Source organism: Azospirillum sp. A1-3 (genome assembly GCF_023806445.1).
GTDB lineage: Bacteria > Pseudomonadota > Alphaproteobacteria > Azospirillales > Azospirillaceae > Azospirillum.
Map to the genome: position 1 here is coordinate 237,891 of NZ_JAMSLU010000005.1, position 18,850 is coordinate 256,740.

General features: G+C 65.3%; 12 protein-coding genes and 1 pseudogene. 8 read left to right on the plus strand and 5 right to left on the minus strand.

The window, feature by feature from the left end; all coding sequences use genetic code 11:
- Nucleotides 1-75: 75 nt before the first annotated feature.
- Nucleotides 76-2,409: a NosR/NirI family protein gene (locus M5E06_RS25665; protein WP_252140633.1), complete on the minus strand. Its 2,334-nt coding sequence runs from the start codon at nt 2,407-2,409 to the stop codon at nt 76-78.
- 320 nt (nt 2,410-2,729) lie between these two features.
- Between M5E06_RS25665 and napE the strand changes: the two genes are divergently transcribed.
- Genes napE through M5E06_RS25695 form a run of 6 tightly spaced genes read left to right on the plus strand, consistent with a single transcriptional unit; the run spans nt 2,730 to nt 7,533 of the window.
- Complete coding sequence (gene napE / locus M5E06_RS25670) at nt 2,730-2,957, plus strand: periplasmic nitrate reductase, NapE protein (RefSeq protein ID WP_252140634.1); 228 nt, start codon at nt 2,730-2,732, stop codon at nt 2,955-2,957.
- 15 nt (nt 2,958-2,972) lie between these two features.
- Nucleotides 2,973-3,518, plus strand: coding sequence for a ferredoxin-type protein NapF (gene napF, locus M5E06_RS25675; RefSeq protein WP_252140635.1), 546 nt, complete (start codon nt 2,973-2,975; stop codon nt 3,516-3,518).
- Nucleotides 3,505-3,816 (plus strand): chaperone NapD, encoded by a 312-nt coding sequence (locus M5E06_RS25680; protein ID WP_252140636.1) that lies wholly within the window; start codon nt 3,505-3,507, stop codon nt 3,814-3,816. The genes napF and M5E06_RS25680 overlap by 14 nt, the downstream gene beginning before the upstream one ends.
- Nucleotides 3,817-3,871: 55 nt before the next feature.
- A complete protein-coding gene (gene napA, locus M5E06_RS25685; RefSeq protein WP_252141032.1) occupies nt 3,872-6,364 on the plus strand; it encodes a periplasmic nitrate reductase subunit alpha in 2,493 nt (830 codons plus the stop codon).
- Nucleotides 6,365-6,379: 15 nt separating this feature from the next.
- Complete coding sequence (locus M5E06_RS25690) at nt 6,380-6,865, plus strand: nitrate reductase cytochrome c-type subunit (protein WP_252140637.1); 486 nt, start codon at nt 6,380-6,382, stop codon at nt 6,863-6,865.
- Nucleotides 6,862-7,533, plus strand: a complete 672-nt coding sequence (locus M5E06_RS25695; protein ID WP_252140638.1) for a cytochrome c3 family protein — start codon at nt 6,862-6,864, stop codon at nt 7,531-7,533. Before M5E06_RS25690 ends, M5E06_RS25695 begins: the two co-directional genes overlap by 4 nt.
- Nucleotides 7,534-7,608: 75 nt before the next feature.
- On the opposite strand, the gene M5E06_RS25700 is transcribed toward M5E06_RS25695, so the two are convergent.
- The gene (locus tag M5E06_RS25700; RefSeq protein ID WP_252140639.1) at nt 7,609-8,484 is read right to left on the minus strand and encodes a ParB/RepB/Spo0J family partition protein; all 876 of its coding nucleotides are present in this window, start codon (nt 8,482-8,484) and stop codon (nt 7,609-7,611) included.
- On the minus strand, nt 8,474-9,487 hold the full coding sequence (locus tag M5E06_RS25705; protein ID WP_252140640.1) for an AAA family ATPase: 1,014 nt from the start codon (nt 9,485-9,487) through the stop codon (nt 8,474-8,476). Before M5E06_RS25705 ends, M5E06_RS25700 begins: the two co-directional genes overlap by 11 nt.
- Before the next feature lie 282 nt (nt 9,488-9,769).
- Here M5E06_RS25705 and M5E06_RS25710 point away from each other — a divergent pair, with 282 nt between their 5' ends.
- Nucleotides 9,770-10,522 carry an SDR family NAD(P)-dependent oxidoreductase gene (locus M5E06_RS25710; RefSeq protein WP_252140641.1) on the plus strand — a complete coding sequence of 251 codons (753 nt, stop codon included), beginning with the start codon at nt 9,770-9,772 and terminating at the stop codon, nt 10,520-10,522.
- Between the two features lie 288 nt (nt 10,523-10,810).
- On the opposite strand, the pseudogene M5E06_RS25715 reads toward M5E06_RS25710, so the two are convergent.
- Nucleotides 10,811-10,995: pseudogene (locus tag M5E06_RS25715) on the minus strand (transposase); the annotation flags it as partial.
- 274 nt (nt 10,996-11,269) lie between these two features.
- On the opposite strand from M5E06_RS25715, the gene M5E06_RS25720 reads away from it, so the two are divergent.
- On the plus strand, nt 11,270-12,976 hold the full coding sequence (locus M5E06_RS25720; RefSeq protein ID WP_252140642.1) for a methyl-accepting chemotaxis protein: 1,707 nt from the start codon (nt 11,270-11,272) through the stop codon (nt 12,974-12,976).
- Between the two features lie 397 nt (nt 12,977-13,373).
- On the opposite strand, the gene M5E06_RS25725 is transcribed toward M5E06_RS25720, so the two are convergent.
- Complete coding sequence (locus tag M5E06_RS25725; protein ID WP_252140643.1) at nt 13,374-18,755, minus strand: PAS domain S-box protein; 5,382 nt, start codon at nt 18,753-18,755, stop codon at nt 13,374-13,376.
- Between the last annotated feature and the right edge of the window lie 95 nt (nt 18,756-18,850).

The following is an 18,850-nucleotide window of genomic DNA, read 5'->3' on the forward strand; positions in this document are numbered from 1 at the left end:
TCGCTGACCCCGCTTTTGGGGTTGTCATGAGACCCGTTGCGACCGGGTCCCGTTATGGGGATGAGGGGATGGCGGTCAGGACTGGTGCGGCCGGATCGTCAGCCGGCCGGTGGCCGGATCGGCGGTGGACACCGTGCTGCGGGAGGCGGCGCCGGCGGGGGCGGGCTGGGCCGCAGCCGCGGCTTCCTTCTCCGCCGCCAGCCGGGCCTCGGCGGCCTGCCACTTCTCGCGCTTCTGCCGCTTCTGGATCATGACCGGGCATTTGTGGTCGTGGTGGTAGAGCATCTGACAGTGCAGGCACTGGATGCATTCGTTGGGGTTGATCGAGCCGTCGGGGTGGATGGCCTGGACCGGGCATTCGTTGCCGCAACGCTGGCAGGGGCTGCCGCATTCCTTGTAGCGGCGCAGCCAGTCGAACATCCGCAGCCGGCCGGGGATCGCCAGCGCCGCACCCAGCGGGCAGAGATAGCGGCAGAAGAAGCGTTCGATGAACAGGCCGGCCGCCAGCAGCGCCACGGCGAAGGCGACGAACCACCAGTCGCGGACGAAATGCAGGATGATGGCGGTCTTGAACGGCTCGATCTCCGCCGCCTTTTCCGCCGTGCCCAGCGATTGCAGCGACAGGGCGAACAGCATCAGGAAGATGATGTATTTGATCGGCCACAGGCGCTGGTGCAGGCCGAAGGGCACGGTGATCTGGCGGATGCCGATCTTCTTCGCCGCCTTCGACAGCAGTTCCTGCAGGGAGCCGAACGGGCAGAGCCAGCCGCAGAAGGCGCCCCGGCCCCAGAACAGCAGCGACGCCGCCACCGAGAACCACAGGATGAACACCAGCGGGTCCATCATGAAATAGTCCCAGCGGAAATCGGTGCGCAGCGCGTTGGCGAAGGTCAGGACATTGACGACCGACAGCTGGGCCGTGGCGTACCAGCCGAGCCAGACCAGGGTGAAGACCAGATAGGCCGTCCGCACCCGCTCATACAGCGCCGGACGCTTGGTCAGCTGGTCCTGGAAGAAGAAGATGCCGGTCAGCAGCAGGATGGCGACGGACAGGATGGCGACATCGACCTTCCGGTTCTGCCAGATGCGCTGCCACAGCGGCGTTTCGGCGGCTTCCTCCGCCTCCGCCGCACCGGCGGCCTGGATGGCGGCGCTGTGGCTGGCGGATTGGGCGGACGCCGGCGCGGCGGCCGATGCCGGGGCCGGAGCGGCCGGCTTTTCGGTCTTCAGGAACTTGTCGGGCGGCTGATAGCCGAGGTCGAAGGTGACGAACACCTTGTCGAGCGCCGCGATGGCGCGCTGGACCAGCAGCTGCAGGCGCCAGGAGTCGGCCGGGTTGAACTCCGCATTCTCCGGCAGGACGAACAGGCCGATCTCCGGGAAATCGGGGGCGCCGACGGCGGCGACGCTGCCCAGGCGCTTGTGCATCTTGTCGCGGAAGCGGACGGAGCCCTCATGCTGAACCAGTTCGATGCGGTCGAAGATGCCGCCGCGGACATAGCCCGAGCCCTTGAAGGAATAGCGCCCCTGCCCCGCCACCAGGATCGCCTGCTGGCCCGGCTTCAGGTGCTTGGTCAGGGTCTCGTACTCCGCATCGCCCAGCAGCGAGCGGCCGATGGTGGGAATGGTCACCAGCGCGGCATAGAGGTCGATGAAGGTCTCGTCGGGGCTGCCGGCCTCGGCGCGGGCGATGGCCTCCGCCTTGCCGGTCTTCTCGAAGGCGGCGTTCACCTCCCCCACCGTCAGGGTCAGCCGGCGCACCGATCCGTCGCCGATCAGGGTCGCCCAGTCCTCGACCCCGGTCTTCGACAGGTCGATGGTCTTGGTCACGACCGGTTCCGCGTCCGTCCCGCCCTGCCCCAGCGACTGCATCACCTTCTTGCCGGAGCGGATGATGGAATCGCCGATGACCATCACGGTCACCGTCGCACCCGACACGATGTCGACCGGCGGGCTGGCGGCGCTCTGGCTGGCGAGCTGCAGCACGTTCTTGCCGACATAACCGTTGATGAAGCCGTTGATGCGGGCCGGCGGGATGCCGATCAGCACGATGGGTTCGTGATGGTCCATCAGCCGGGCGCCGGTCACCGTGCCGTCCGCCGCCAGCCCGACCACCACGTCGATCGGCCGGCCCGAATAGCCGGTGGTGTTGACATAGTCCGACGTCAGATAGGCGTGGCCCACCACGGCGTCGCCCTTGTAGACGGGGACGGTGGGGGCGTTCGGGGTCGGCTTGCCGAAGCGGTCGGCGCCGGGGACGAGATCGGAAGGCTGCAGCTTCGCCAGATAAGGCAGCAACCGGCCGCTCTCGGCGGCCTCGGCCGCGGCAATGCCGGTCAGCAGCAAAAGGACGGCGACAAGGGCCGATCCCACCCAACGTTGCAAACGCGTGAACCTCACGACGGCCATCCTCCGGCTTTCGCCAATTGGCTTCGGTGTTTCGGGCGGATCAAATACCCAGCCAGAGCGTAAGGACTTGACCAAGATCAAGAGTTCGGCGGATCGCCGCACGAATTGCGCCAGATCAACAACTTTTGGCTGGGGTTGTGGTTTGGTGAAAAAGATACCCTCTCTGGCTGTGTGGCTTCCTTTATCCCCAGAGATGGAAGGGGAATAGCGCGTCTCTCGCCTGATGGCATACTCCCTAGGGGCAGTGGGCCGCTGCGAGACGTTTCCAGCAATTTGCGGTTGGAACGGTCAGCCCGAGATAAAGCGGAAGGCCGCATCCCATGAGCGCAGCCCGGCAAGCCAGCCCAGCCCGCAACGTCGATGCCTCCACCTCTGCCGACCCGCGCCCGCCGGTCGATCCGGGGACCCGCCGGCGCGAGATCGCGATGTTCCTGCTGCTGGCGGTGTTCATCTGGCCGGTGCTGTCGATCGCGGTGGTCGGCGGCTATGGCTTCATCGTCTGGATGTCGCAGATGATCCTGGGTCCGCCCGGTCCGCCGCCGGTCTGACGGAGGGACCGTCCCATGACCGACGGTGGCTTAGATGGTGGATCCATAGACCGGGGAAGGCGGTGCCTCCTGCGCGGCCGGCCGGCGGCAGGGCCGGCGCCGATCCATCCCCCCTGGTCCCGTCCCGATTATTTCACTGCGCTCTGCACCCGCTGCGGCGCCTGTGCCGCGGCCTGTCCGGAGGCGATCCTGCGGCCCGGCGACGGCGGCTATCCCGAGGCCGATTTCACGCGCGGGGAATGCAGCTTCTGCGGCGCCTGCGCCGATGCCTGCGCCGAGCCGATCTTCGACCGGACGGCGCCGCCCTGGGCGTTACGGGCGAGCGTCGCGCCGTCCTGCCTTGCGGTGCAGAGGGTGGTGTGCCGGAGCTGCCAGGACGTCTGCCCGGAAGGGGCGATCCGATTCCAGCCGGCGCCCGGCGGGGCCGCCCATGCCCGCATCGACGACACGGCCTGCACCGGTTGCGGCGCCTGCGTCGCCGCCTGCCCGCCCGGTGCCGTTACCCTCACCCACCAGACCGCCCCTCACAAGACCGGGAGTCCAGTCCATGCCGTTCGATGACATCACTGGAGTAACGACGGGGACCGAACGGCATCTCGCCTCGCTGCTGCTGCATGTGCGGCCGGACCGGCAGGCGATGGTGCGCGCCGCCATCGCTACCCTGCCCGGCACCGAACTTCACATCGAGCAGGCCGGCAAGATGGTGGTCACCGTCGAGGGACCGCATGAGGGCTGGATCGCCGACCGCATGACCGCGCTGCACCTGCTGGACGGCGTGTTCTCCGCCGTCATGGTCTTTCACCACATCGACCGGGGGCACATCGACCGCGCGGAGGTGGAGGCCGCCGAGGGGAGCTAGCCCTGCCCTGCCTTGCCAGCCGGATCCGAACACCAGAAGAAGAAGGGGGATGCCCATGTTGGACCGTCGCGACTTCATCAAGGCCCAGGCGGTGGCCGCCGCTGCCGCCGCCGGGGGCATCAGCCTGCCGGCGGCCGCCCAAAGCTCGCTGGTGGCGGGCGAGGACACGGCGCTGAAATGGTCGAAGGCGCCCTGCCGCTTCTGCGGCACCGGATGCGGCGTGATGGTCGCGACCAAGGACAACCGCGTCGTCGCCACCCACGGCGACATGCAGGCAGAGGTGAACCGCGGCCTGAACTGCGTGAAGGGCTATTTCCTGTCGAAGATCATGTATGGCGAGGACCGGCTGACCCAGCCGCTGCTGCGCATGCGCGACGGGCACTATCATAAGGAGGGCGAGTTCCAGCCGGTGTCGTGGGACCGCGCCTTCGACGAGATGGCCCGCCAGTGGAAGCGGGTGCTGAAGGAGAAGGGACCGGAGGCGGTCGGCATGTTCGGCTCCGGCCAGTGGACGATCTGGGAGGGCTATGCCGCGACGAAGCTGATGCGCGCCGGGTTCCGCACCAACAACCTTGACCCCAACGCCCGCCATTGCATGGCGTCGGCCGCCGTTGCCTTCATCCGCACCTTCGGCATGGACGAGCCGATGGGCTGCTACGACGATTTCGAGAATGCCGACGCCTTCGTGCTGTGGGGCTCCAACATGGCGGAGATGCACCCCATCCTGTGGACCCGCATCACCGACCGCAGGCTGGCACATCACCATGTAAAGGTGGCGGTGCTGTCGACCTTCGAGCATCGCAGCTTCGAGCTGGCCGACATCCCGATGATCTTCACGCCGGGGACCGATCTGGCGATCCTGAACTTCATCGCCAACCACATCATCCAGACCAACCGGGTGAACAAGGAGTTCGTCGAAAAGCACTGCAACTTCCGGCTCGGCCAGAAGGACATCGGCTATGGGCTGCGGCCGGAGAATGTGCTGGAGGTGCGGGCGGCCAACGCCAAGGACCCGACCGATTCCAAGCCCATCGATTTCGACGCCTTCGCCAAGTTCGTCAGCACCTACACGCTGGATTACACGGCGGAGCTGACCGGCGTGCCGAAGGAGCGGCTGACCGCGCTGGCGGAGCTGTATGCCGACCCGAAGACCAAGGTCATGTCGCTGTGGACCATGGGATTCAACCAGCATGTCCGCGGCGTCTGGGCCAACCACATGGTCTACAACATCCATCTGCTGACCGGGAAAATCTCCCAGCCCGGCAACGGTCCCTTCTCGCTGACCGGCCAGCCGTCGGCCTGCGGCACGGCGCGCGAGGTGGGGACCTTCGCCCACCGGCTGCCCGCCGACATGCAGGTGACCAACCCGACCCACCGCGCCCATGCGGAGGAGGCGTGGAAGCTGCCGAAGGACCTGCTGCCGGGCAAGATCGGCTATCACGCCGTGCTGATGGACCGGATGCTGAAGGACGGCAAGCTGAACGCCTATTGGATCATGGTGAACAACAACCTGCAGGCGGCGCCCAACAGCGCCAACGAGACCTATCCCGGTTACCGCAATCCGGACAATTTCATCGTGGTGTCGGACGCCTATCCCACCGTCACCGCGTCGGCCGCCGACCTGATCCTGCCGGCGGCGATGTGGGTGGAGAAGGAAGGCGCCTACGGCAACGCCGAACGCCGCACCCATTTCTGGCACCAGCTGGTCACCGCACCGGGAGAGGCGCGGTCGGACCTGTGGCAGCTGATGGAGTTCTCCAAGCGCTTCACCACCGACGAGGTGTGGCCGGCGGCGGTGCTGGATGCCAACCCCTCCTATCGCGGCAAGACGCTGTTCGACGTGCTGTACCGCAACGGCACCGTCGACCGCTTCCCGCTGTCGGACGTCGATGCGGATTATGCCAACGACGAAGCCAAGCATTTCGGCTTCTACGTCCAGAAGGGGCTGTTCGAGGAGTATGCCGGTTTCGGACGCGGGCACGGCCATGATCTGGCGCCCTTCGACACCTATCATCAGGTGCGCGGCCTGCGCTGGCCGGTGGTGGACGGCAAGGAGACGCGCTGGCGCTACCGCGAGGGCTACGACCCCTTCGTGAAGACGGGCGAGGACGTGCGGTTCTACGGCAACCCGGACGGCAAGGCCAACGTCTTCGCCTTCCCCTACGAGCCGCCGGCGGAGGCGCCCGACCAGGACTTCGACCTGTGGCTGGTGACGGGGCGTGTGCTGGAGCATTGGCACAGCGGGTCGATGACCATGCGGGTGCCGGAGCTGTACAAGGCGATGCCGATGGCGCTGGTCTTCATGCATCCCGACGATGCCAAGGCGCGGGGCTTGCGCCGCGGATCGGAGGTGAAGGTGGTCTCCCGCCGCGGCGAGATGATGACGCGGGTGGAGACGCGCGGGCGCAACAAGCCGCCGCGCGGCGTGGTGTTCGTGCCGTGGTTCGACTCCGCCCGGCTCATCAACAAGTGCACGCTGGACGCCACCGACCCGATCAGCAAGCAGACCGACTTCAAGAAGTGCGCCGTCAAGATCGTCGCTGCCTGAGGGAGGAGTTGAGCCATGCGACCCCATCACCTTGCCGCGCTGGCGGCCCTGCCCTTCCTCGTGCCGGCGGTGCTGTCGGCGCAAAGTACGCCACCGCTACGACTGGACTCGCCCTTCCGGCCGCCGGTGAATTTCGTCGAGCAGAACCCTGCCCCGCCGATCCCGCCGGACGTCACCGACGACCGCCGCGTCGCCCGCAATTACCCTGAGCAGCCGCCGGTGATCCCGCACAATGTGCGCGATTACCAGATCACGCTGAACAACAACCAATGCCTGACCTGCCACAGCCGCCGCTTCACCGAGGCGGTGCAGGCGCCGATGGTCAGCATCACCCATTACGTCGACCGTGAGGGCCAGACGCTGGGCGCGGTGTCGCCGCGTCGGTATTTCTGCATGCAGTGCCATGTGCCGCAGACCACGGCCCAGCCCATCGTTCCCAACACGTTCAAGGATCTCGACAGTCTGGTCAGCCGGCCGTCGGACCGGGGGGATCACCGATGAAGCCGCGGGTCCCGGTGTCGCTGAAAAAGGCGTGGCAGACCTTCTCCCGTCCCAGCCGGACCTTCAGCCTGGGCTTCCTGACGCTGGGTGGCTTCATCGCCGGCGTGATGTTCTGGGGCGGCTTCAACACCGCGCTGGAGGCCACCAACAAGGAAGCCTTCTGTATCAGCTGTCACGAGATGCAGGCGAACCCTTATGAGGAGATGAAGCAGACCATCCACTTCACCAACCGCTCCGGCGTGCGGGCGACCTGCCCCGATTGCCATGTGCCGCACCAGTGGACCGACAAGATCGCCCGCAAGATGCAGGCGTCGAAGGAGGTCTGGGGCAAGATCTTCGGCACCATCGACACGCGCGACAAGTTTCTGGCGAAGCGCCGCGAGCTGGCCGAGCATGAGTGGGCACGGCTGAAGGCGAACAACTCGCTGGAATGTCGCAACTGCCACAGCGCCGATTCGATGGACATCACCAAGCAGGGGGCGCGGGCGGCGCGCATCCATGAACAGTACCTGTTCACCGGGGAGCGCACCTGCATCGACTGCCACAAGGGCATCGCCCACCGCCTGCCCGACATGCAGGGCGTGCCGCCGGGCTGGAGCGAGGCGTCCGACAATCCGCAGAAGCCGATCGGGCATTGGCTGGCGAATGCGAGCGGGGAGGGGAAGTAGGTCCCTCTCCCGTTCCGCGACATCACTGGTCGGAATCCGACCACCCTTCGCGCGGTGGTCGGATTCCGACCAGTCTTACTTTTCGGCTCCGGCCAGGATGGCGTCGATGGCGGTGCGCATGTCGGCCAGCGCCTGTCGGTCGGTGTCGGACAGCGGCTGCGGCTTGGCCTGAAGTTCCTGCAGCACGTCGCGGGCCTGGAAGACCGGCTTGGAGACGCGCTTGGGCAGGGCGCTGGACGCGATGCCGGAGGGGACGCTGACCGGTTCGCGCCTGGGCTGGGCGGCGGCCGGGGAGGGCGGGGAACCGGCCTCGGCGCGCTTCAGCTTTTCCCAGGCGCGGAGCTGTTCGTCCTGGTCGTCGATGGCGGCCAGCGCCTCCAGCTTCGCCTTGGTCGGGCGGAGCAGGGGATAGTCCTCGCGGATCGCCGGGGCCAGACGCTGGAAGGACAGCATCATGGTGACGTAGGTCTTCTTGCGGCCCAGCGCCTCGGCAAGCTGGCGGTGGGAATAGCCGTGCCGTTCGGCGAGCCGGGCCAGCGCGTCGGACTCCTCCAGCGGGTTCAGGTCGCTGCGCTGGAGGTTCTCGACGATGGCGATCTCCTCATCGTCGTCGCCGGTGAACAGGATGCCGAAGATGGTCTCCCGTCCCAAGAGCCGCATCGCCCGCAGCCGCCGCTCGCCATAGACCAGCTGCCAGCTGTCGTCGGCGGTCTGGCGAACGCCGATCGGTTGTTGCAACCCGTGACGCTCGATCGAGGCGGACAGCCCGCGCAGCTCCTCCTCGTCGAATTCGCGGCGCGGCTGGTTCGGGTTGGGGGCGATGCGGTCGACCGGCACCTCCACCAGATGCGGCGCGTGGCGGCTGAGGCCGAACAGCGCGTCCTTCATCCTTGCGGCTGCGGTGGCGCTCTGCGCCGGCTTGGTTGCCTTGCCGAGAAGACTACGCGACACGGTCGACCTCCTTGATGCGGGCGGTGCGTTCCTCGACCAGGGCGGAGGCGACGTCGCGATAGACGGCGGCGCCGGCCACGTCCGGCATCGCTTCCACCGCCGCGCGGCCGACCGAGGTCGCCTGGGCATAGACCGACGCCTTCGGCACCGGATCGAACACCCGCAGATGCGGGCCGTACTGTTCCTGGATCTGCTCCAGAACCTCGCGGTCGTTGCGTTCCCGCTGCTTGAAGATGGTCGGCACGATGCCGAGCACGCCCAGGGCGGTGTTCATCCGCCGCCGGATCTTCGCGACGTTTTCCAGCAGGAAGGCCATGCCGAGCAGGCTGAACTTCTCGGTCTGGCAGGGGATGACCGCGGTGTGGGCGGCGACCATGGCGTTCTTGGTCAGCTCGCCGATGTTGGGCGGCGTGTCGATGACGATGAAGTCGAAGCTGCGCTTCGCCGCGGCGATCTTCTCCTTCATGATGAAGTCGCCGCCGGCTTCCTTGCCCAGCTCCACCTCCGTTTCGGCAAGCCGGATGGAGGAGGGGGCGACGCGCAGACCGCTTTCCGGCACGGTGACCAGGATATCGTCCAGTTCCAGGTCGCCATGCATGACGTAGTAGAGGGTCTTGCCCTCCGTTTCCATCGTGTAGGAATCGATGCCGAGATGCTGGGTGGCGTTGGCCTGCGGATCGCAGTCGATCAGCATGGTCGAATAGCCTTTCAGCGCCAGGGCCGAGGCGATGTTCACCGCCGACACCGTCTTGGCGCAGCCGCCCTTCTGGTTCGCCACGACGACGACCAGGGCAGGGCCGCCCAGCCGTTCCGGCTCCGGCCCGTTGATTTCGCGCGTCATCAGCGCATCGACGGCCGCCGGGATGCGCTCCGCGTCGTTTTCCCAGCGGCTGATCTTCTGCTTGTCATAGCGGCGCTGCAGCCGCCCGTTCAGCCAGACGGCGAATTCGGACTGCGACAGTCCTTTCGCTTCCCGTTGGGTCCGCAACTCCTCGCCCTTCACCGTCCCCTCCCCAGCATGAACAGGGCGGGAGGGTAGGGGTAGATGCTACAATGGTCAAGGAGGCCGTTGGGAGGCCGTTGGGAGAGCGTGGCTGCAGACCTTCCAGAAGAAGTGGCCCGGCCGGCACTGAGCGCCTCCACGGGGCTTATCCCGTCGAACTCGCCGTCCGCGATCGCCCAATTGTTTGACCAAGATCAAGACTCCCGGACCCGGTTTCTCCGATGCTTCCGACGTCGGGACCCACACGGCTCCCGGTCTCGATTTCGAACAGGGAGACCCTTCATGGCGAAGCTTCTGGACGGCAAGGTCGCCGTCGTCACCGGCGGTAGCAGCGGCATCGGCGCATCCATTGTCGAGCGCTATCTGGCCGAGGGCGCCAAGGTCGCCGTCTTCGCCCGCAGCGCCGGGGCGCTTCAGGACCTCGCCGCACGAAACCCCGATCAGGTGCTGGCCGTGCCCGGCGACGTCACCGTGCGCGCCGACCTCGAGCGTCTGGTCGCGGCGACGGTCGAGCGCTTCGGCGGGGTGGACGTGGTGGTGCCGAACGCCGGCGTCGCCAAGGTGGTCTCCTTCGCCGACAGCGACGAACAGGCCATCGACGAGCAATTCTCGGTCAATTTCGTCGGGGCGTTGCAGACCGCGCGGCTGTTCCTGCCGCACGTGCGCCGGGGCGGCTCGATCATCTTCGTCACCACATTCCTGGTGCAGGTCGGCTTCCCCGGTCTGGCGATCTACAGCGCCAGCAAGGCGGCGCTGACCTCGGCGACCAAGACACTGGCGGCTGAGCTGGCACCGCAGGGCATCCGGGTGAATGCCGTCGCCCCCGGCCCGATCGCCACACCGATCTGGAGCAAGGTCGGCCTGCCCGAGGACGTGCTGGGCCAAGTCGCCACCACCGTCACGGCCCGGTTGTTCCCCGGCGCGTTCGGCGCCCCGGAGAGCATCGCCGACGCGGCGCTGTTCCTCGCTTCCGATCAGGCAAAGAACATCTACGGCCAGGAGCTGGTGGTCGACGGCGGCTATACGGTGGGATGAGAGTTCCTCGGCCCGCAGCGCCACGCCGGCGGTGCTGACGCCCTTTTGGAGCGAAATGCGGTAGACCGAGCCTGCCGCGCACCCTGTCTCGGCAGCGATCGCGGTGATGCGGCTTCGGTCTAGCCGCGGTCGTCCCCACGGGGCGCCCGCCCGCCGGAGCACGCGCCGAATGGCCTGCTCCGAGCGCCCCGTCCGGTACCCACCTCTCCGTCCCGACCGGTCAGTCTTAACAGCGCCGCGCGGTGCCGGACGAGGCTGTCGCCACGTTCGCGACATTCACCGGCCGACGCCGTGCACCTGCATGCGGCGTAGACGGCCATCCCCCGCTTTGGAGATGCCGCCCAGGCGCTCCTTGCCAGCGCTGGAATTTTGCCGCGGCACCAATCCGAGCCAAGCCGCCAAGTGGCGCGCTGAGGTGAAGGTCTTCGCATCACCGTGGTGTCCACCAACGCCGCTGCAACGATCGGGCCGAGGATCGTGGGCTGCATGGGAAGGATCTCCGTTTCCAGAGGGTCGATCCCCTTCAGGTGGTGTCACTCACCAGAAATGGGGGGCGTCCATCCCATCATAGCCTTTCAGAACAATCAGGGACCCACTGCAATCGCAAATAAACAATTTTGCCGAATATTTTAAATAAATAGCGAAATCTTTGTGACCTCATGAAATATCTTTAAACCATTGATTAAGTTATAATGTGTCAATTCTTTTCAGATGCTCCAGGCCGTGACTCACAGGATGATATGAGTGATGCAGTTCAGTAATGTGAAAATTTTTGCCAAGATTCTCGTCCTGGTAGTTCTGATGTCAGCAGTTACTGCTGTGATCAGCGTAATGGGCGTACGAGCGCTTACGACACTCGATCAGGACGCCGATGAGATCGAGCAGGCTGGCCGTGAGGCGCTTACCGGCGCGCGCGCCAACCGCAACGTGGTTGGTCTGAATCGCGCAGAATACTACATTGCCGCCGATCCCTCGCGCGCTGCGCTCAGTGAGGCGGAGAAGGAGGTCGCCGCTCAGCGGCGCGAACTCGAACAGCGCCTCACCGTTCTGAAGAAGACCGCCGACACGCGCCAAGCGGAGTTGCTCAGCGTCATCGAAGGAGCCTATGCCTCCTATCTGAAGGAACTGGACGATACGATCATCCAGGCTCGCAACGTCGGGGACCAGATTAGTATGGATGCGGCACGCAAGACTGTCCTCGACTCTGTCGTGACGTCGCGAACTGCCGCCAACCAACTTCAGGCCGCCATCAACGCTTACAACAGATACACCGACGACAAGGCAAGTTCTGTTTCGCAGAACGCCAGCATCAATGCCCAATCTGTCCACAACATGCTGATTGCAGTGGCGGTGCTGGGCATTCTCAGCGGTATCGTCGTCGGTTTGCTAATCGCCCGGTACGGCATCAGCCGCCCGATCAGCGCGTCGGTCACCAGTCTGCGCGGTCTCGCCGACGGCGACCTGAACGTCGATATCTATGGCGTTGGGCGCAAGGATGAGATCGGCGATATCGCTGGCACGATGCAGGTCTTCAAGGAGAACCTCCGACGTGCCCGTACCATGGAAGAGGAAGCCAAGCAGGCCGAGCAGCGCGCAGTGGCTGAGAAGAAGCGGGCCATGAACGAGTTGGCCGACAGCTTTGAAGCCAGCGTGCAGGGTGTGGTCAGCACCGTATCGTCCTCGGCCACCCAGCTTCAAGGAAATGCCCAGAGCATGTCCTCAATTGCCGAGGAGACGACACGGCAAGCCTCCTCTGTGGCTGCGGCAACCGAACAGGCGTCCAGCAATGTCCAAACCGTCGCGTCAGCGGCCGAGGAGTTGTCGAGTTCGATCGCTGAAATCGCTCGGCAGGTAGAATCCGCCGCACAGATCAGCCGCACTGCGGTGGATGAAGCGCAACGCACCAACGCCACCGTGGAGAGCCTCGCCCAGGCTGCCGAGAAGATCGGTAGCGTGGTGTTGCTCATCCAGCAAATTGCCAGTCAGACCAACCTTCTGGCGCTGAACGCTACGATTGAGGCGGCTCGCGCCGGTGAAGCGGGCAAGGGCTTCGCCGTCGTGGCGTCCGAGGTGAAGAGTCTCGCCAACCAGACCGGGCGTGCCACTGAAGAGATCGCCAGCCAAATACAAGCAATCCAAAAGGAGACGCAGGGTGCCGTCAGCGCGATCCGGGGTATTGCCGACACGGTTCTGCAGGTGAACCAGATCGCTGCGACCATCGCCTCGGCGGTGGAGGAGCAGACCGCCGCCACCGGCGAGATATCACGCAATGTCCAGCAGGCCGCGCAAGGTACCTCTGAGGTGTCTCGCAGTATCGTTGGTGTCAACGAAGCCTCCAATCAAGCTGGTCAATCGGCTTCGGAAGTCTTGCACGCTGCCAACAACCTCGGACTTCAGGCGCAGAGCCTGCAGTCATCCGTGGATGAGTTTGTCAAGCGCATCAGAACTGCATGAACGTTGTAAAGGGGTTAGGTGCGAAGCTCGGCCGCCTTTTGGCGGTCGATGCTCTGTAATAGCCTGTTTGAAAAGTCCGTCGTCCAACATTCAACGCCTTTCCATTGTCATTCCCGCGAAGGCGGGAATCCGGTCGTTTCAGCCGCTTCAATGCGGAGTTTTCTGGATCCCCGCCTTCGCGGGGATGACGCAAAGTACCTTTTATTCCAGAGGCTTAATATCGCTCTGAGTTGTGTGCATCCCGTAGCGCCTTCGCGGGGACGACGGATCGGGAAAGTTTCTCGTGCTTTACGAAGCGATTCAATAAGCTCCTCATTGCTGAACAGGTTTACCGCAGTGCTGACGTATACGAGATAGTGGATCTGCCTTTTTCATCCATGCACGCCCCCTATCTTGCTCACTCTCCATCTTCCAGACACTTGGCGACACCGACCTGCAGTGCCTTGAGAGCCTCGTCGAAAGCGAAGTCTTCAATGAACCGTGCGACGGCGTCGGCATGGCGGCCGAGCACCGAACGCAATTCACCCTCATGTGCGTGAAAGAGGGTGCTCGCCGCCATATCATCAGCCGCAAGAAGTGCCTCGAGGTCCTTGATGACCACACGCATCCGTGATCGGTCGACCGACGCCGCCATGACTTCCTGCCCGGACGCCGCAGGCAGGGCCAGCGCGATCGCGGCTTTCAGCGTCTCTACGCTCTGCCCGACGGCTCGAGCGCGCGTTATCAGTTCGTTCAGTGCTTCCGGGCCGGCACCGGGTTCGGGCAAGGCAGCAATGGCGGCTTCCAGCGACGCCGCTTCATCGCGCAGGTGGAGCGCACCAAGGGTTGCGGCGATACCCTTCAGAGTGTGTGCCGCCCGCCGGGCTCCGATGAAATCGCCGACGACGAGAGACGCAGCAGCATCATCCGTCTGGTGGTCCTGGACGAAGCGGGACAACAGACGCAGGTAAAGATCCAGCCGTCCGTTTGCCGCCTTCAGTCCCAACCCGACCTCAAGCCCCGGCACCGCTTCCAATTGCCTGCGCACGGCATCCGATACATCTTTGTCAGAAGAATCGACCGCCCGTCCCGACGAGGGTGAACTGCCTTTCCCCGCCGTGACAGGCCTTTGCGGCAACCAACGGAGCAGCGCCGCGTACAGCGCCTCGGGATCGACCGGTTTGGCGATGTGGTCGTCCATGCCCGCGTTCAGGCAGGCCTGCCGGTCTTCGTCAAAGGCATTCGCCGTCATCGCGAGGATCGGCGTCCGAGCGTGCAGCGGAAAGCCACGGACGGCGCGGGTCGCGGTCAGACCATCCATTTCCGGCATCTGCATGTCCATCAGGATGAGGTCGTAGGCTGCAGCCTGCGCCATGTCCACGGCTTGCCGTCCGTCCGGGGCGACGTCGACTTCAAGGCCAACCTCGTTGAGCAATTCGAGTGCGACCTCCTGGTTGACCGGGTTATCCTCGGCCAGAAGCACACGGCTGCCCGGTCGCTGGCGCAAACGCGCCTCAGCTTCGCCTGGCGCCAGCTCATGGACGGGGGCCGTGCGTCCCGACAGCAGTTCCTGAAGGGCGTCGGTCAAACGCGAGGGTGAAAGCGGCTTGATGAGCACGCTCGCATAGCCGGTGCGGACCAGTTCGTCCCTGGACACGCCGTCGCCATACGCGCTGACCAGCAGGCAGGAGGGCGGCCGTGCCAGCGGCATGGCCATGAGGCGGCGGCCGACCTCCAGCCCGTCCATCCCCGGCATCAGCCAGTCCACCAGCATAAGGTCGAACGGCCTGCCGGCCGCGTCCGCGGCGGCCACACAAGCCAGTGCGTCCTGGCCGCTCGACACCGCCGTGACCAGGATGCCGATTTGGTCAAGCATGTCGGAGAGCGACTCCCGCGCTTCCTGCAGATCGTCGACCACCAGCACCCGCCGCCCCTTCAGGTCGATCACTGGCGTCCGCTCCGACGCGACGCTCCTCGCAATGCCCAGAGGCAACTCGATCCAGAAGGTACTGCCCACGCCCAGGCTGCTCTCGACGCCGATGCGCCCGCCCATCAGCTCTGTGAGGTGGCGGCTGATCGCCAGCCCCAGCCCCGTTCCACCGTACCGCCGCGTGGTCGAGGTATCGGCCTGCTGAAAGGGCTGGAACAGGCGATCCTTCTGCTCGGGGGTCAACCCGATGCCGGTGTCGGTGACCTCGAAGCGGACGACAACGCCCTGTGCGGTGGTCGCGACGGCCCGGCCACGCAGGCTGATGCTGCCGGCGTCCGTGAACTTGACGGCATTGCTCATGAAGTTGAGCAGGATCTGCCCAAGGCGCAGTTCGTCCCCGCGCAACATGTGGGGCACATCCCGCAGATCGAGAACGATTTCCAAACCCTTCGCCGCGGCCTTGTCGCGGATCAGCGCGCAGACCCGCTCGACAACCCGCTCGACGTCGATGTCGGCCAGTTCGAGTTCCAGCTTTCCGGCGTCGATCTTCGAGAGGTCAAGAATGTCGTTGATGAGAGAGAGAAGGTGGTGTGCGGCATCGGATATGGTGTCGAGCTTCTTGGCCTGATCCGGGTCGGCGCTTTTGCGGCGCAAGAGATGAGTGGTGCCGACGATGGCGTTCATCGGCGTGCGGATCTCGTGGCTCATGTTGGCGAGGAAATCCGACTTCGCACGGGCCGCATCTTCGGCCAGCGCACGGGCGCGGGCCATTTCCTCGATGGCTTTGCGTTCCGCCGTGATGTCGTCGATGACCCACACCGATCCCCGGTCGTGATCGTTGGGATCGACCGCCCTGGCGTTCATCCGGGCCCAGAACAGACTACCGTCGCGACGCGACAGCTGCTGCTCCCGCCGGTGGGCTTCACCGTGCCAGATCTGGTCATAGCACTCGTTGCCCAGGTTCCAGGCATCCTCGTCCGCGTACCAGATGCGCGTCGGCTTGCCGATCATTTCGCCCGGCGGCCAGCCGAACATCTCATGCAGCCTCTTGTTGCCCTGCTGCAGAATGCGGTCCTTGATCAGCACGATGCCCGAGGTGGCGGACTCGAAGATGGCCTGCTGTTCCGCCGCGGAAATGCGCAAGGCCTCGGCGGCTTCACGTTCGGCCGTGATGTCCTCGAGGATGGCGACCAGCCCGCGGTCGAGGTCGGCCGGATCGATCGCGCGGGCATAGATGCGCGCCCAGAACCGGCTGCCGTCGTGGCGCACGTATCGTTGCGCACGCACGTGGGTCTGGCCAAGCCGGAGTTGCGGGTAGATGTCGTCGCCCGCCGCAATCCAGGCCGCTTCGTCTTCGTACCATTGGCGGGTGGACGTCCCGATCATGGCGCCGGCCGGGCAGGCGAAGAGTTCTTCCATGCGGTGGTTGCAGCGGTGGACGTAACGGTCGCTGATCAGGGCAATACCGACACTCGCGGCATCGAAGATGGCTTCCTGCTGCTGGTTGGCGGCAAGAAGCTCGGCCGTTCGTTCGGCAACCAGCTGCTCCAGCTGATGGCGATGCCGCTCGAGTTCCTCGGCCATCCGCTTCTTCTCGGTGACGTCCTCCTTGATGGCGAGATAATGGCTCACACTCCCGTCGGGCTGACGCACCGGAGCGATATGGGCCAGTTCGATGTACTCGCTGCCGTCCTTGCGCCGGTTGACCAGTTCGCCGTTCCAGATGTTGCCGCTGGTCAGCGCGTCCCACATCGCGCGGTAGGCGGCCGGGTCGGTCCGGCCCGACTGCAGAACGCGCGGATTCTGACCGATCACCTCGTCGCGGTCGTAACCGGTGTTGCGGCAGAACGCGTCGTTCACATACTCGATACGGGCGTTGAGGTCGGTGATGACGATGCTTTCGGGGCTCTGGTTCACCGCCAGGAACAGCTTGCGGAGCAGATCCTCCTGCCGGCGGCGTTCGGTGACGATCTCCTTGACGGCCACGTAATGCGTGACCACGCCGGTGTCGTCACGCAGCGGCACGATGGAGGCCGCTTCGATCTCCTGGCGGCCGTCGCGCGTGAGGTTGATGAACTCGCCGCTCCAGGCCTCGCCACGGGTCAGCGCACTCCACATGGCCTCGTATGTCGCGCTCGGCGTCTTCCCGGACTTGAGGAAACGCGGATTGCGGCCGAGGGCGTGCTCGCGGCTGTAGCCGGTGGCGCGGGTGAAGGCGTCGTTCACGTAAGTGATGTTTCCCGAGAGATCGGTGATCACCACCAGATTGGGGCTCTGCTCCACGACCAGGGAGAGTTTGCGGATTTCGTCGCGCGCCACTTTGGCTTGGGAGATGTCCTCCCACAGCGCCAGCAGATACTCGCGATCACCCTGCCGGAAGGCCGAAACGTTGACGCGGACGTCGAAAACCGAGCCGTCCTTCCGTCGATGGCGGCTCTCGAGCTGAAATCCGCCGTCCCTCCGGGCTCTTTGGGCATTGCGCTGCAACTGGTCGCGCGGAATCTCATCCTGGATGGCGGGGAGGTCGAGCGCCAGAAGTTCCTCCTCGCTGTAACCGAGTTGGCGGCAGGCCGCGGCATTGACCTTGAGGAACCTGAGGGAAACCGGATCGATCACCTCGACGGCAAGCGGCGAGAATTCGACGACGGCGTTGATCAGCGCCTGCTGGTCCTGCTTTTTGGCTTCGTCCCGCTTTCTGCGCACCGCCATCTGCAGGCGCAGGGCGACGGCCTCGATCAGGGCGGCTTCCTCGTCCAGGAACGGAGCGCCGGCCTCGGCGGGCAATGGGGCGCGGTAGATAACGGCGACAGTACCGGCCACGCCGTCTCCGTCGACGAACGTGGCAGCCAGCCGCTGTCCGTCCACCTCCTCACCGAACAGCACGGTCCCGTAAACGATCTGCCCGGCGGCATGCTCCGGATAGCGCATGGCGGCAGGCAGCGACGCCGCAACCATTTCAAAGATCGTCGGCACGTCCAGATCGGTGCGTTCGGTGATGCGGGCGACCTCATACAGGCAGGAAAGCTCCTTCATCCGCTCGCCCAGGTCGGCTTCGGCCTTCTGGCGCAGCATCAGGGAATCCCGGAAGCTGAGCACCGCCCGGCCCATGTCGCGCAGCACGCTCCGGCTATCGGAGGCGATGGACCGCACGCGGTCGAACCCGGCGGGATGGACGTTGCCGTCGGCCAGATCGAGCAGAGCATGGCTGATCAAGCGGACCCGGAGGAACGTCCAGCGGGCGAGAAGCACCCACATCACCACGAGCCCCAGGTTCAGGCCGACTCCCGCGATCATCAGGCGGGAGGTCCGGTCATGCAGCATCCTAGTCTGGCGCGCTTCGCGTTCGCCGGAGGAGCGGACGATTCCCTCGACGACGGCATGGGCATGGTGCGACAGGTTGGCGAAAATGGCGGCCGCGCTATAGGCGAAGTCGCGCGCACGGGGAGGGTCGATGGCAGCCACATCGGTTGCCATGACGATGTAGTTGCGATAGTCGTCGAACCACCTGATCGCCATATCCGTGTGTTCGGAAACCCGCTCCAGTGACCTCAGCTGGTCAGCCATGGCGGCCAGCGTCTCGACGAACCCGGCATGGATGCGATAGACCTCGCCTTCATCCAGGCGCCCGCCGACGGCATCGTCCAGCGTTGTCGCCACCTGCGCCTGCACCTCATCCAGGGCGGCATTGAAGCGGCTGGCCGCCTCGATGGCCTGGGCATCGCGTTCGGACTCCAGATTGACGGCCCGCTGGCTCTCGCTCAGGCTCCAGAAGGACAGCAGGTTGATCGCCACCGACAGCGCCACGATCACCAGGACCGGGAGCAGCAGCAGGCGGAAATACGGGGTGGACGAGGTCCGGCGCGTCGGCATGCCCTCTCCTACTGCGCGAGTTCAAGCCATCGGGAAGCCGGTATGCCGGCACCGTGATCCATGGCGTCATTCCCCTTCGGACGGAAGGATCGTGT

Coding starts and splice junctions, on each gene's coding strand:
- napF (WP_252140635.1), top strand. CDS start 2,973: ATGACCGACGGTGGCTTAGATGGTGGATCCATAGACCGGGGAAGGCGG.
- M5E06_RS25680 (WP_252140636.1), top strand. CDS start 3,505: ATGCCGTTCGATGACATCACTGGAGTAACGACGGGGACCGAACGGCAT.
- M5E06_RS25725 (WP_252140643.1), bottom strand. CDS start 18,755: ATGCCGACGCGCCGGACCTCGTCCACCCCGTATTTCCGCCTGCTGCTG.
- napA (WP_252141032.1), top strand. CDS start 3,872: ATGTTGGACCGTCGCGACTTCATCAAGGCCCAGGCGGTGGCCGCCGCT.
- M5E06_RS25665 (WP_252140633.1), bottom strand. CDS start 2,409: ATGGCCGTCGTGAGGTTCACGCGTTTGCAACGTTGGGTGGGATCGGCC.
- M5E06_RS25710 (WP_252140641.1), top strand. CDS start 9,770: ATGGCGAAGCTTCTGGACGGCAAGGTCGCCGTCGTCACCGGCGGTAGC.
- M5E06_RS25690 (WP_252140637.1), top strand. CDS start 6,380: ATGCGACCCCATCACCTTGCCGCGCTGGCGGCCCTGCCCTTCCTCGTG.
- M5E06_RS25720 (WP_252140642.1), top strand. CDS start 11,270: ATGCAGTTCAGTAATGTGAAAATTTTTGCCAAGATTCTCGTCCTGGTA.
- napE (WP_252140634.1), top strand. CDS start 2,730: ATGAGCGCAGCCCGGCAAGCCAGCCCAGCCCGCAACGTCGATGCCTCC.
- M5E06_RS25695 (WP_252140638.1), top strand. CDS start 6,862: ATGAAGCCGCGGGTCCCGGTGTCGCTGAAAAAGGCGTGGCAGACCTTC.